This is a genomic window from Sporichthya polymorpha DSM 43042 (genome assembly GCF_000384115.1).
Lineage (GTDB): Bacteria > Actinomycetota > Actinomycetes > Sporichthyales > Sporichthyaceae > Sporichthya > Sporichthya polymorpha.
In genome coordinates this window covers 4,791,883-4,805,413 of sequence record NZ_KB913029.1, presented here as the reverse complement: position 1 = coordinate 4,805,413, position 13,531 = coordinate 4,791,883, and the positions used below count along the sequence as shown (strand labels likewise).

Here is a 13,531-nt window from a genome sequence, read left to right as displayed (position 1 = left end):
TCAGGTGCCCGCTGGTCAGAACGGCGGGTTGTCCTCGTCGAAATCGGCGGTCCTCGAAGCAGCCCGGGCCCAGGGTGTGGGGGCGGGTTGTTCGAAGTCGGGGGGTTCGTCCCCGACCGGTGGGGGTGGTCGGGTGATGAACACTTGCCCGGTGGGGGTGGTCCAGGTCAGGACCCCGTGCTCGTCCTGCGAGCACGTCCATCCCGGCATGTGTTTGATCCGATGGTGGAACTTGCACAACGCCGAGAGATTGAAATAGACGGTCCGGCCGCCGATCTCGAAGGCGATGGTGTGGTCCAGTTCGCACCGGTCGGCCGGGACCCGGCAGCCGGGGAACCGGCAGTGCCGGTCCCGCGCCCGGATCGCCCGCTTGAGCCTGGCCGGGGGTCGGTAGACGTCGGCGCGGGAGTTGTAGTCCGCGAGCAGCGCGGCGATGTCCACCGGCACTGACGGGTGATACACCGTCAGGTCCGCCTTGGCCCGCGCCCGCGCCGCCGGGATCCGTTCCCCACCCTGAACCTGCACGAACCCGGAGTCCTCAGGCTCAGACGAGCTTTCGCCAGATGCGTTCTCGCCGTGCATGTGCACGACATAGCCGACGCGGGGGTCCTGGTTGCCGGGGCGGGTGATCAGGTCGACCGCGGCGTCGGCCTTGCGCTGATCCAGGGTCCTGGGGTCGCCGGGGACCTTCAGGCGGGCGGCGGCATCGATCACCCCGTAGACCGCCATCGCCTCCTCGGCCGGCAGCAACAGGGAGATCCACGCCATCCCGTCCCCGGCCGGACTCATCGAGACCCGGCGTTCGGTGCGGGCCCGCTCGTGCCGCTTACGCGCGGCGGCGGGGTCGAGCTCCTCCACCCGCTTACGCACCCGGCGCCCGAACGAGGCCGGGGTCAGGTTCTTCGCCTTGTCCAGGCAGTCCCGCTCGACCCGCGCCGCATCGGCGACATTCAGGTCCCGGGTCTCCTCCCACAGAACCTTCGCCGCCCGTTCGGTGAGCACCCCGGCCTCCAGGGCCTTCAAGGTCTCAGGCAGGCGCCGCAACAACCCGGAGGCGAAATCACTGCGCGCGCGGGCCGCGGACGGGGACAGGTGCAACACCACACCGAGCTCGGCCGCGGCGGAGGACTCCGCGGCCTCGATCACCGCCTCCAACTCCTCACGGGTGGCGCCCTCGGCCGCGGCCTGCGCGACCGCAACCGCGGCCTCCTGCGCCCGCTGCATCGCGAACTCCGCCATCCCCCGCAACTCAGCACCGTTGCACCGGGCCGCATCGGCCCGCGAGCGGACGATGCGCTGGAGCATCCCGTCGGTGGTGGCGTACTCCTGCTCCCACAACGCGAACGCGGTCGCCTCCCGCTCCCGCCACCGCTCCGCATCCGCGGCCGAGAACGACCTCTCCGTCTGCTCGGACTCCTCACGCGAGCACCGGTCGAGCAGCGCCGCGACCTCCGGCGGCGGGTCGTCCCACACCCGCGCGTCCGCCTCCGCGAGCACCCGCGCCAGCGTGGCCTCCACATGCTCGGCGGGCGGTTCGTCCTCCGGAACGTGCCACAGACCCGCGCGCAGCTCAGCGAGGTCGATCCCGTCGACCTCGTCCGGTTGGATCAGCTGCTCGAACATATGTTCGAAGACTACCCCGGTCCGCTCCGGAACGCAAGAGGTCGGGCCAGAAGAGTTCTGGCCCGACCTCGCGGGTTCGACGAAGCGTCGTTCGCGGCCTCAGATGATCCGCTTGGTGTCGAGGAACCTGGTGCCGATCTCCTCGTCGCCCTTGATGGCGATGCCGGCCTCGCGCCAGGGTTCGCGGTCGGTGCCCCAGATCGGGAAGGTGGTGGCCGGGCCCTCGATCGTGACGGCGGCGCTGGAGGACGGGCCCTCCGTCACCTTCACCCGCTTCGCGCCGGGTGCGACGGTCCACGTCCCGCCACCGGGGCCGACGAGGCGGAACTCGACCGGGGCGGAGAGCCAGGACAGGCGGTCGCCGCTCATGGGGGAGAGGCCGGCGATCATCCACTCGATCGAGGTGGCGAGAGCGTTCTCGTCCTGCGCGGGCATCGTGCGGCCGAGGGCGGCGGCGATGTCGTAGCGGGCGTGGAGACCGTGGTCGAAGACGAAGGCGCTCGTCAACAGCTTCGCCGGGTAGGCACCGACCTCGGCGACACGCACGGGCAGCGAACGGGCACCGGGAGCCTGGACCACCTTCATCACCGGCACGCACCGGTTGCCCCACACCTCGTACTCGCGGAGGAGCTTGGCCGGCTCCCACGAGCGCCGCTTCTCGGCGTCGCGGTTGTTCGCCGCCTCGATGTCCTTGCCCGCCAGGAGCTTGAGCACCCACGGAGTGAACGTCCCGTGACACGCCGCGCCCATGTGGGAGACCACGTCGCGGACCGCCCAGCCGGCGCACTTGCTCGGCGCCGCCCACTCGTCCTCGCGCAGGTCGCGGAGCAGGGTGAGGATGTGAACCCGGTCGTTCTGAAAGGCCGCAGCCCGATCCAGTGCCATGGGGTCACGTTAACGACGAATCACGTCGCCCGTCAATGGTTCCGGGCGACATCGGGCCTAGCCGCGGGCCCTTCGTGCGGGATAGGATTGCCGGTCAGAGTTATCCATCACTAACGCCGCAGACGAGATCCAGGACGGTTATCCCATGACCTCAGTCGCCGACCGGTCCACCGCGAGCACCACGACGGACCCGGGCGCCCAGCTGGCCGCCGAGACGGTGGCGCGCCTGCGTGCCGTGCACCGCACGGGCCGCACGCTTCCGCTGGAGTGGCGCAAGCGTCAGCTCGAAGGCATCATCCGGCTGGTCACCGAGCGCGAGTCCGAGCTCGCCGAGGCGCTGGCCTCCGACCTCGGGCGTACGCCGCACGAGACGTGGTTCGGCGACATCGCGTCGACGGTCGGTGAGGCCGAGTACGCGCTCAAGCACCTGAAGAAGTGGATGAAGCCGACCCGTACCGGCGTGCCCCTGGCCCTGATGCCGGGCAAGGCCTCCTACCGGTACGAGCCGCTGGGCACCGTCCTGGTGATCGGTCCGTGGAACTACCCCTTCTACCTGACGCTCGGCCCGCTCATCGGCGCCGTCGCCGCCGGCAACTGCTGCGTCGTCAAGCCGTCCGAGCACGCGCCGGCCGCGTCGGCCGCGCTGGCCCGCCTCATTCCCGAGTACCTCGACTCCGAGGCGATCGCGGTCCTGGAGGGTGACGCCGCGATCACCCAGCAGATCATCGACCAGAAGATGGACCTGGTCTTCTTCACCGGCGGCACCGAGATCGGCCGCAAGATCGCCGAGGCGTGTGCACCGCACCTGACCCCGGTCGTCCTCGAGCTTGGTGGCAAGAGCCCGGTCATCGTCACCAAGAACGCCGACCTCGGCGTCGCCGCCCGCCGCATCTCCTTCGGCAAGCTGCTGAACTCGGGTCAGACCTGCGTCGCGCCGGACTACCTGCTGGTCGAGAAGAGCGTTCGCGAAGAGTTCGCCGCGGAGCTCAAGAAGGCCATGTCCGACATGCGCGCCGGCGCGCCGGAGAAGCAGCGCATCGTGAACGACCGTCAGTTCCAGCGGCTGACCGGCCTGCTCACGGGCCTCAAGCCCGAGACCGGCGGCAACGCGGACCCGGCCTCGATCGCAATCGAGCCGACCGTCGTCCTCAACCCGGACCGCACCGCTCCGGTCATGCAGGGCGAGATCTTCGGCCCGATCCTCCCGATCATCGACGTCGACTCCCTCGACCACGCGATCGCGATCATCAACGAGGGCGAGAAGCCGCTCGCGGCCTACATCTTCAGCAAGTCGAAGGCTGAGATCGAGCGCTTGTTCAGCGAGGTCCCCTGCGGTGGTGCGGTGGCCAACCACATCGCCATGCACGTGCTCGCGCCGCAGCTGCCGTTCGGCGGCGTCGGCTACTCCGGCATGGGTGCCTACCACGGCAAGTGGGGCTACGAGGCCTTCAGCCACCGCAAGGCCACGCTGAAGATGCCGACCAAGCCCGACCTCAAACTGATGTACCCGCCGTACAGCGAGCGCGACCAGAAGATCCTGCGCAAGCTGGCCTAGCCAATCCGCGAGTGAGTGCGGCGGTCGACTCCGCCGCACTCACCTTCGGGGACAGGCTCCCGCTCGCTGGCGCTCGCTTTCGCGTGTCCTTCGGCCACGCGGGTCGCTTAGAGCCCCTCAGGCGAGCGCGGCTGCGCCGCCCGCCGCACGTTGTCGCGCCCCGCTCGTTCAGTAGGACTTCGGGAGACCGAGGCTGTGCTGGGCGACGTGGTTGAGGATCATCTCCCGGGAGACGGGGGCGATCTTGATCAGCCGGGCGAGGCCCCAGAGGTGGGCGACGCCGTACTCGGTGGCGAGGCCGTTGCCGCCGTGGGTCTGGATCGCCTGGTCGACGCACTTCATCGCGGCCTCGGCGGAGGCGAACTTCGCCATGTTCGCGGCCTCGCCGGCGTCGGCGCGGCTGTCGTAGAGATCCGCGGCGCGGAAGGTCATCAGCCGCGCCAGCTCGAGGTTGATCTTCGACTCGGCCAACGGGTGCGCGACGCCCTGGTGCGTGCCGATCGGGGTGCCCCACACCGAACGCTCGTTGGCGTAGCGGACCGCCCGGTCGAGGACGTAGCGGCTGATGCCGTTGCAGAGCGCGGCGCCGGTGATCCGCTCCGGGTTGAGTCCGTGGAAGATCTGCTTCAGGCCGTCGCCCGGGTCGCCGACGACGCGGTTCGCCGGAACGCGGACGTCGTCGAAGCTGAGCAGGAACTGCTTCTCCGGCAGGACGAGCTCGGTCGGGATGTGCGACTTGCCGAGCCCGGGGGCGTCGGTGTCGACGATGAACAGCGCGAGCTGACCCTTGCCGGTCCGCTCGTCGGTGCCGATCTTGGCGACGACGAGCATCGCCTGCGACTCGTCGACGCCGGAGATGTAGATCTTCGAGCCGTGAAGCACCCAGTCGCCGTCGGGCTGCTTCGTCGCCCGCAGCGAGAGGTTGTGCGAGTTCGACCCGGCGTCAGGTTCCGTGATGGCGAAGCACATCCGGAAGTCCGGCTCGGTCCACCGCGGTAGCCATTCGGCGCGCTGCTCGGCCGTGCCGAACTCGGCGATGACCGGACCGCAGATCGCGGAGTGCACCACCATCAGCAGCAGGGGACCGCCGGCGGTCGCGATCTCCTCGCACACGACGGCGAGCTCGGACAGCCCGGCGCCACCGCCGCCGAACTCCTCAGGCAGGTTCACCGAGGTGAACCCGCCCTTGACGACGGCCGCCCACAGGTCGTGCGTGGGCTCGCCCGCCGCCGCCTTTTGGCGGAAGTAGCTCGGTCCGAACGGGGCCACCGCGGCCGCCACGCTCTTGCGCAGCAGCACCCGTTCCGGGCTCTCGTTGTCGATCGTCGAGGTCGCGACCATGGGACGAGACTAGTTGATGGCGCGGTCCTGGCCCGCCCAGAACGGGGCGCGCAGGTCCTTCTTCAGCACCTTCATTGCCCCGGACAGGGGGAGCGGCTCGGTGCGGAAGTCCACCGAACGGGGGACCTTGTAACCGCCGATCGAGTTCCGGGCGTGCGCGATCACGTCGTCGGCCGTGAGAGTCGAGCCCTCCGTCACCACGCAGATCGCGTGGACGGCCTCGCCCCACGTCTCGTGCGGGATACCGATGACCGCGACCTGGAGCACCTCCGGGTGCGAGGCGATCGCGTTCTCGACCTCGACCGAGTAGATGTTTTCGCCGCCGGAGATGATCATGTCCTTCGCCCGGTCGACGAGGAACAGGTATCCGGCCTCGTCGAGATAGCCGACGTCGCCGCTGGCGTACCAGCCGTCGCAGAGGGCCTTGGCGGTCTCCTCCGGGAGCTTGAGGTAGCCCTGCATGAAGTTGCCTCCGCGGGCGTAGACCTCGCCGGCCTCACCGGGCGGGAGATCGTTGCCCTCGGCGTCGACGACCTTGATCTCGATGCCGGGCAGCGCGCGACCGCAGGAGCCGAGGCGCGAACCCTCGCGGTGGTCCTCGTCGTGGAAGAACGTGAGGACGGTGGCCGCCTCGGTCATGCCGTAGCCCTGGATGATCCGGGTGTCCGGCAGGAGCGCGAGGAGCTTCTGCAGCAGTGCCTTCGGCATCGGCGAGGCGCCGTAGATGAGGCGCTTCAGCGACGAGATCCGCTCCGGGGCGAACTCGGGGTGCGTCAGCACCATGCCGATCATCGTCGGCACGAGCACGGTGACGGTGCAGTTGTAGGTCTCGCAGGCCTTGAGAAATCCGGCGGGCTCGAACATCGACTGGATGACGACCGGGACGCCGAACATCGAGGCGCCCACGACGCCGAGCATCGTCGCGCCGTGGAACATGGGCGTCGAGATGATGTAGGTGTCGCCGCGCTCCCACGGGATGCTCATCGCAATGTGGTACTGGTTCAGCACCTCGGCGCGCTGGTCGAGCATGACGCCCTTGGGCTTGCCCGTGGTCCCGCCGGTGTACATGACGACGGCGAGGTCGTCCTCCTCCGGTACCTCCGGCCAGCGATTGCCGGCGTCGGCGAGCAGTTCCTCGTAGCGGATGTCCGCGGTGCCGTCGCCGCCGCCGATGAGCACCACGTGCTTCAGCCCGGCCGCCTCGCGGATCTTTTCGATGACCGGCGCGAAGTTCGAGTCCACGAAGCAGACCGTGGACTCGGCGTCCCGCAGGACGTAGGTCAGCTCGTCGGGGGAGAACCGCAGGTTCAGCGGGTTCACGACGAACGCGCCGAGGAAGCCCGCGTGCCAGAGCTCGAGGTACTCCATGCTGTTCATGCTCAGCACGGCGACGCGGTCCTGTGGACCGACGCCGAGCTTGGTCGCGACCGCGTCGCACAGCTGCGACACACGGTCGGCGTGCTCACCGAACGTGCGCTGCTCGCCGGTGGCCGCGTTGATGAAGCCGACCTCGTCGGCGCGCTGACGCCAGGTCGGCAGCAGCGTGCGGGGAAAGACCAGTTCCTTCATGACGCCTCCTCAGCCATTTCCACCAGAACGGCTCCGCGCTCGACTTGAGTTCCCTGCGCGACGTTGATCGAGCGGACGACTCCGTCCGCGGGGCTCGTGATGGTGTGCTCCATCTTCATGGCCTCCATCACCAGCAGGGGCGTCCCCGCGGCGACGGCGTCGCCCTCCGCGACGAGGACCCGGACGATGGCGCCCGGCATGGGCGCAATCAGGCCGCCGGCCGGACCGTTCGCGCCGGGAGCCGGCAGCGGGTCGACGAGAGCGAAGGCGGAGGAGCCGTTGACGCTGTCGACGAGCACGCCGTCACTGCCGGCAACGCCGAGCAACTGGACGCGGTAGCAGCGCCGGACCCCGCCGATGGTGAGGTCGACCTGCCCCGCCCCGGCCGCGTGGAGCTCGATACTGACCGGCTCGTCGTTGACCTCGACGATCGGGGCCGTCGGGTTCTGCAGGTGGTACGCGACCTTGATCGGGTCGCCCTCGCCCTTGAGCTCGACGGACTCCAGCGTGGCGCGGTTGTTGCGCCAGCCGATCGGCAGCCCGGTCTGGACGTCGCGGCCCGCGGCGCGGGCCGATGCGACAGCGAGCGCGGCCGCCACGGCATGATGACGGTGCGTCAGTTCGCTGGTGAGCGGGTCAGTGAGTCCGTCAACCCGCTGCAGGAAGTCGGTCGTCGTGTCGCCGGCGAGGAATTCCGGGCTGCGCAGGATGCGCACGAGCAGGTCGCGGTTCGTCGTCAGGCCGTGCAGGCGCGCCCGGGCGAGGGCGTCCGCGAGGCGGTCCGCCGCGATCCGACGCGTCGGCCCGTGGGCGATGACCTTGGCGACCATCGAGTCGTAGTAGGGCGAGACGACGGAACCGGACTCGACACCGGTGTCGACGCGGATGCCCTCGCCCCCGAACTCGAAGACCTCGAAGGTGCCGGAGACCGGGAGATAGCCGGCCGCCGGGTCCTCGGCGCAGAGCCGGACCTCGATCGCGTGCCCGTCGATCGTCGGGTTCAGGGCCTCGGCCGGCAGCGCCTCGCCCCGGGCAACGGCGATCTGCAACGCGACGAGGTCCAGCCCGGTGATGCACTCGGTCACCGGGTGCTCGACCTGGAGACGGGTGTTCATCTCGAGGAACGCGAAGGTGCCGTCGTTGCCGGCGATGAACTCGACGGTGCCGGCGCCGCGGTAGTCCACGGCACGAGCGGCCTTGACCGCCGCGTCCATCAGCCGCGCGCGCCAGGCCTCGTCAACGACGGGGGAAGGAGCCTCCTCCACGACCTTCTGGTGACGCCGCTGGATCGAGCATTCCCGCTCGAACAGTGCGGCGACCTGGCCGTGGTCGTCGGCGACGATCTGGACCTCGATGTGCCGGGACGGCGCGATGTACCGCTCGATGAACACGGTGCCGTCGCCGAACGCCGCCTTGGCCTCGCGCTGGGCACTCTCGACCGCGCCGAGCAGCTCGTCGGCCGTGTTCACCACGCGCATGCCGCGGCCGCCACCGCCGGCGGAGGCCTTGACGATCGCGGGCAGGCCGATGTCCGCGAGCGCTGCCCGCAGGTCCTGGCCCTCGCCGTCGGTGACCGTCACGCCCTGGAGCGTCGGCACGCCCGAGGCGGCCATGATCTCCTTCGACGTGACCTTGTCGCCCATGCTGCGGATCGCGGCCGGCGGGGGACCGATGAAGGTCATCCCCGCGGCCACGCACGCCTCGGCGAAGTCCGCGTTCTCGGAGAGGAAGCCGTAGCCGGGGTGGACGGCGTCGGCACCGACCTGCTGCGCGGCCTCGATAATCAGATTGGCCATCAGATAGGTGTCGGCCGCGGCCGTGCCCTCGAGCCGGACCGACTCGTCGGCCTCGCGGACGAACAGCGCGTCCGCGTCGGCGTCGGAGTACACCACGGCCGTCCGGATGCCGAGCCCGCGGGCCGCGCGGATGACGCGGCGGGCGATCTCGCCCCGGTTGGCGATGAGGATCTTCTGCACGTACGACCCCTACATTCTGAAGACGCCGTAGCCGCGGCGCCCTTCGACGACGTTGTTGTGGACGGCGGACAGGGAGATGCCGAGGACGGTCCGGGTGTCGGTCGGGTCGATGATCCCGTCGTCGTAGACCTTGCCGCTCATGTAGAAGGCGTGCGACTCCTTCTCGATCTGCGCCTCGATGGCGGCGGTGCGCTCGCGGTCGCGGTTCTCGTCGAACTCCTTGCCCGCGGCGGCCGCGGCCTCGCGGCCCACGATGGAGAGCACACCGGCGAGTTGCTGAGGCCCCATCACGGCCGTGCGCGAGTTCGGCCAGGCGAACAGGAAGCGCGGGTCGTACGCCCGGCCGCACATGCCGTAGTTCCCGGCGCCGTAGGACGCGCCCATGATCACGGTGATGTGGGGGACGGCGCTGTTCGCGACGGCGTTGATCATCTTCGCGCCGTCCTTGATGATGCCGCCCTGCTCGAAGCTCTTGCCGACGATGTAGCCGGTCGTGTTCTGCAGGAAGATCAGGGGAGTGTCGACCTGGTTCGACTTCTGGATGAACTCGGTCGCCTTCTCCGCCTCCTCGCTGAAGATGACGCCGCGGGCGTTGGCGAGAATGCCGACCGGGTACCCGTGGAGGCTGCCCCAGCCCGTGATCAGGCTGGTGCCGTACTCGGGCTTGTACTCCTCGAATTCGGAGCCGTCGAGCAGTCGGGCGAGCACCTCGTGCGGGCTGAACGGCACGCGAAGGTCGGCGGAGGCGATGCCCAGCAGTTCCGCCGGGTCGTAGAGCGGCTCCACCACGGGCTTGGGACGGGGACCGAGTTTGGTCCAGTTCCAGCTCTTGACGATCTGACGGCCGAGGCGAATCGCGTCGCGCTCGTCGGTCGCGAGGTAGTCGGACAGACCGGAGACGGTGGAGTGCATCCGCGCGCCGCCGAGCTCCTCGTCCGTGGACACCTCACCGGTCGCCATCTTGACCAGCGGCGGGCCGCCGAGGAACACCTTCGACTGCTGGTCGATCATTACGTTGTAGTCGCACATGCCGGGCACGTATGCCCCGCCGGCGGTGGAGTTGCCGAAGACGAGCGCGACGGTGGGGATGCCCATCGACGAGAGCTGCGTCAGGTCGCGGAAGAGCTGACCCGCCGGCACGAACAGGTCGGCCTGGGTGGGGAGGTCGGCGCCGCCGGACTCGACGAGGTTGATCACGGGGAGCCGGTTCAGTCGCGCGATGTGCAGCGCGCGCAGCATCTTCTTCCACGTGTACGGGTTCGACGTGCCGCCCTTGATCGTCCCGTCGTTCGCGATCAGCAGGCACTCGACGCCGTGGACGACCCCGATCCCGGTGACCACGCTGGCACCGACCTTGAAGGCGGTGCCCCACGCGGCGAGGGGGGAGAGTTCGAGGAAGGCTGACCCGGGGTCGACGAGCAGGTCGATCCGCTCACGACAGGTGAGGCGACCCCGCTCGCGGTGGCGGCGCATGTACGCCTCGCCGCCGCCGGCCCGGGCCTCGCTCAGCTGCTCCTCGAGCAGCTTGAGCATGCCGAGGTTGTGGGTCCGGTTGCTCAGGTAGTCGTTGGTGTTGACGTCGATATCCGAACGCAAGATGGGCACGCGAGAGCCTCCAGGACACACAGCGGGGCGTTAAGAGGTTTATAGCGGTTAACTGTCGTGGAGACAACCGGGTGCTGGTGTGACGGAGGCGGGTTTGAGGCTGGGCACCGCCGATCCGACGTGATCGCCGTGTTACGTCGCAGCTCGGGTCGATGTTTCGGCTGCAGCTGGTATGACCTGCGGCGATCCGTCCCGGATCAAGATCATGTTATTGAGATCTAACATTAGGTCTTGCGTCGGTGTGGCGCCGGTCTCTATTGTCGTCGGGATCCACTCGGACGCTTCACTCACGTTTTCACACACTAACCGCGCGGCTCACCCGGATGGCGGGGCCGCGAGCCAACTGATCCGGACCGGTTCGGTCCGGGGAGGGAATTCATTCATGGCAGCTACCACGAGGCCGCGGCGCCTGATCACAGCCGCCGCGGCAACTCTTCTCTCGGTGGCGCTCGTTGCAGGCTGTGGTGGCTCGGACATCACCGAGGCCCAGGCGCCCGGCGTTGCCGCCGGGGGCGACACGGGCACCAGTGCCGACACGGGCGCCATCGACTCCGGCACCACCGGCACCACGGGCGCCGCGACGGGCGACACCGGTGCGGCGGCGCCCGGGGCACAGACGGGGACTGACCCCGCAGCGGCCGCCAACGCGGGTACCGCAGCCAACGCGGGCGCAGCCGCCGGCGGCACCACGGGCGGCGCCGCGGCGCCGGGCACCAAGGGCGGCAAGGCGGGTAACGCCGCCGGCGGTGGCAAGGCCGGCGGCGCAGCCGCTGCCGGCGGGTCCGCCGTCGAGAGGACAGTCGCCAGCCACGCGATCTTCGGTGGCAACGCGCCGTGCAAGCCGGCGACGCTGTCGGAGGTGGCGATCGGCAACGTCAGCACCCTGTCGGGTGTTCTCGGCGAGCTCTTCTCACCGGTGCGGCCGGCTCTGGAGACCTGGGTCGCCTCCCAGAACGCCTGCGGCGGTCTGAACGGGCACAAGATCCGGCTCTACATCGAGGACGACCAGGGCGACCCGTCGACGGCTTCCTCGAAGGTCCAGGCGATGATTCAGTCGAAGAAGGTTCTCGCCTTCGTCGGCAACATCCAGGTCCTGACGGTCGACGCCGTCAAGCCCGTGATCGAGCGCTCCGGGATTCCGATCATCGGTGCCGACATCACCAACGCGACGTGGTTCGGCAGCGACAAGCTGTTCCCCCAGGGCCCGCCCGGATTCGGCGTCGCCTTCGGTTACCTCGACGGTGCGGTGAACTACTTCAAGAAGAAGAACGTCGGCAACATCTGGTGCATCGAGGTTCCGCGCGCGTGCGAGCAGATCAACCGCGCGATGAAGGAACTGGCACCGGAGTTCGGCGCCACCTTCAAGAAGGACATCCAGGTGTCCATCACCTCGCCGTCGTACGTCCAGCAGTGCCTGGACTTCAAGGCGGCCGGTGTGGAGGTCCTCGCGATGACCTTCGACGCGGCGTCGATGAACCGGCTCGCCCGATCCTGCTCGCAGGCACAGTACTTCCCGAAGGTCCTGCCGTATCCGCTGGGTGTCGGTAACGAGAAGCAGTTCCTCCAGGGGAACAAGTGGCTGGGCGATGCCTACGTCACCATGAACCACTTCCCGTGGTTCGGGAACTCGACGCCGGCGGAGAAGTACTGGCAGGCCTCGATCAAGAAGTTCAACCCGGGCTTCACCTCGGGTGGCGCGGCGAGCCTCGGCTGGACCGCGGGCGCGCTCCTGGTCGCGGCGGCCGCCGAGCTGCCGGCCGAGAACCCGACCACGGCCGACCTGCTCAAGGTGCTCTACCAGTTCAAGGGTCAGAAGTTCACGGAGCTTGGCGGCCTGACCGGTCCGCTGACCTTCAACGAGGGCGGTACGCCGAAGGTTCCGTACTGCCTCTTCGCCGGCATCGCGAACGCCGACAACACCGGCTGGGCGAAGGCCATCAGCAAGCCGAAGTGCACCAACAAGTTCGCGCCGAGCGACCCCCAGGGGAAGTAGGCGCACGCACGAAAGCGGCGGCCGGAGCACTCACTCCGGCCGCCGCTTCGTGTTGTGCTCAGGCGGTGCGTTCCCGGACGAACGCGCCGATCTCGTCGAGCGATCGGCGCCCCTCGGGAAGGATCTGGTGGAAGAGCGGCCAGATGTGCGCCTGGCCCTCGCCCACGATGAGGCGCGCGGTGACACCGACCGCCTGAGCGCCCTCGACGATCCGGACCGAGTCGTCGTGCAGGATCTCGTCGGAGCCGACTAGCACGAGGAGCGGCGGCAGTCCCTCGAGGTCGGCCAGCGCGGGGGAGATGTAGCGCGAGTCGAGCGGTTCCGATCCGGCGTACAGGCCGCCGAGTCCGGCGAGCATGTCCGCCGACGCGATCGGGTCGACGTCGGCGCGCGTCCGAATCGATCCGCCGGACAGCGTGAAGTCGGCCATGGGGGAGACGAAGACACCCGCCGCGGGGAGCGGGGCGCCCTCGTCCTTCAGCGCCAGCAACGTGGCGGCGGCGAGACCGCCGCCGGCGGAGTCACCCGCGACGACGATCCGGTCCGGCGGAAACCCTCGGTTGAGCAGCCAGCGGTACGCGGCCTTCGCGTCGTCGAGAGCGGCCGGGTAGGCGTGCTCCGGCGCCAGTCGGTAGTCGACCAGCAGGACCGACGCTCCGGCAGCCGCGGAGAGCCCTGCGCCGAAGAAGCGGTAACCGTGCGCCGAACCGAAGACGTAACCGCCCGAGTGCGTCCACTGCACGACGCGACCCCGATCGGCACCCTCGGCCGTGACCAGGAGGGCGGGGACGCCGTTCGCGTCCACCTCCTCGATGCTCGTCCCGTCCGGCACCGGGAACGATGCGAGCAGTTGTTCGTACCCCTCGCGGTACTCGGGGACCCCGGCCGGTGGCGCGAGGGCCTCCAACAGGCCCTGCCACAACTGACGTACCTTTTCCTGCTCAGCGCTCATGTCGCGCCACTCCTCACGAGTTCGGGTTGGTG

General features: G+C 69.3%; 9 protein-coding genes. 2 read left to right on the top strand and 7 right to left on the bottom strand.

From position 1 onward, the window contains the following. Positions 1-15: 15 nt before the first annotated feature. Positions 16-1,623, bottom strand: coding sequence for an HNH endonuclease signature motif containing protein (locus tag SPOPO_RS0123350; protein ID WP_019877564.1), 1,608 nt, complete (start codon positions 1,621-1,623; stop codon positions 16-18). Between the two features lie 99 nt (positions 1,624-1,722). After that, positions 1,723-2,508, bottom strand: coding sequence for a maleylpyruvate isomerase family mycothiol-dependent enzyme (locus SPOPO_RS0123345; protein ID WP_019877563.1), 786 nt, complete (start codon positions 2,506-2,508; stop codon positions 1,723-1,725). Positions 2,509-2,653: 145 nt separating this feature from the next. On the opposite strand from SPOPO_RS0123345, the gene SPOPO_RS0123340 reads away from it, so the two are divergent. Then, positions 2,654-4,063: an aldehyde dehydrogenase family protein gene (locus tag SPOPO_RS0123340; protein WP_019877562.1), complete on the top strand. Its 1,410-nt coding sequence runs from the start codon at positions 2,654-2,656 to the stop codon at positions 4,061-4,063. 168 nt (positions 4,064-4,231) lie between these two features. Here SPOPO_RS0123340 and SPOPO_RS0123335 read toward each other — a convergent pair whose 3' ends face one another. Genes SPOPO_RS0123335 through SPOPO_RS0123320 form a run of 4 tightly spaced genes read right to left on the bottom strand, consistent with a single transcriptional unit; the run spans position 4,232 to position 10,554 of the window. Further along, positions 4,232-5,404, bottom strand: a complete 1,173-nt coding sequence (locus SPOPO_RS0123335; RefSeq protein WP_019877561.1) for an acyl-CoA dehydrogenase family protein — start codon at positions 5,402-5,404, stop codon at positions 4,232-4,234. Between the two features lie 9 nt (positions 5,405-5,413). Further along, positions 5,414-6,973: a long-chain-fatty-acid--CoA ligase gene (locus tag SPOPO_RS0123330; RefSeq protein WP_019877560.1), complete on the bottom strand. Its 1,560-nt coding sequence runs from the start codon at positions 6,971-6,973 to the stop codon at positions 5,414-5,416. Further along, positions 6,970-8,949: an ATP-binding protein gene (locus tag SPOPO_RS0123325; RefSeq protein WP_019877559.1), complete on the bottom strand. Its 1,980-nt coding sequence runs from the start codon at positions 8,947-8,949 to the stop codon at positions 6,970-6,972. The genes SPOPO_RS0123330 and SPOPO_RS0123325 overlap by 4 nt, the downstream gene beginning before the upstream one ends. 9 nt (positions 8,950-8,958) lie before the next feature. Next, positions 8,959-10,554: an acyl-CoA carboxylase subunit beta gene (locus SPOPO_RS0123320; RefSeq protein ID WP_019877558.1), complete on the bottom strand. Its 1,596-nt coding sequence runs from the start codon at positions 10,552-10,554 to the stop codon at positions 8,959-8,961. Between the two features lie 442 nt (positions 10,555-10,996). Between SPOPO_RS0123320 and SPOPO_RS0123315 the strand changes: the two genes are divergently transcribed. Continuing rightward, positions 10,997-12,547, top strand: coding sequence for an ABC transporter substrate-binding protein (locus SPOPO_RS0123315; RefSeq protein WP_019877557.1), 1,551 nt, complete (start codon positions 10,997-10,999; stop codon positions 12,545-12,547). Between the two features lie 58 nt (positions 12,548-12,605). Here SPOPO_RS0123315 and SPOPO_RS31290 read toward each other — a convergent pair whose 3' ends face one another. Then, entirely contained in the window at positions 12,606-13,499 is an 894-nt protein-coding gene (locus SPOPO_RS31290; RefSeq protein ID WP_033385169.1) for an alpha/beta hydrolase, read from the bottom strand. Positions 13,500-13,531 lie beyond the last annotated feature (32 nt).

What these genes read in the sequence shown, in the direction of transcription:
- SPOPO_RS0123330 (WP_019877560.1), bottom strand. Translation starts at nt 6,973, where the DNA reads ATGAAGGAACTGGTCTTTCCCCGCACGCTGCTGCCGACCTGGCGTCAG.
- SPOPO_RS0123340 (WP_019877562.1), top strand. Translation starts at nt 2,654, where the DNA reads ATGACCTCAGTCGCCGACCGGTCCACCGCGAGCACCACGACGGACCCG.
- SPOPO_RS31290 (WP_033385169.1), bottom strand. Translation starts at nt 13,499, where the DNA reads ATGAGCGCTGAGCAGGAAAAGGTACGTCAGTTGTGGCAGGGCCTGTTG.
- SPOPO_RS0123350 (WP_019877564.1), bottom strand. Translation starts at nt 1,623, where the DNA reads ATGTTCGAGCAGCTGATCCAACCGGACGAGGTCGACGGGATCGACCTC.
- SPOPO_RS0123335 (WP_019877561.1), bottom strand. Translation starts at nt 5,404, where the DNA reads ATGGTCGCGACCTCGACGATCGACAACGAGAGCCCGGAACGGGTGCTG.
- SPOPO_RS0123345 (WP_019877563.1), bottom strand. Translation starts at nt 2,508, where the DNA reads ATGGCACTGGATCGGGCTGCGGCCTTTCAGAACGACCGGGTTCACATC.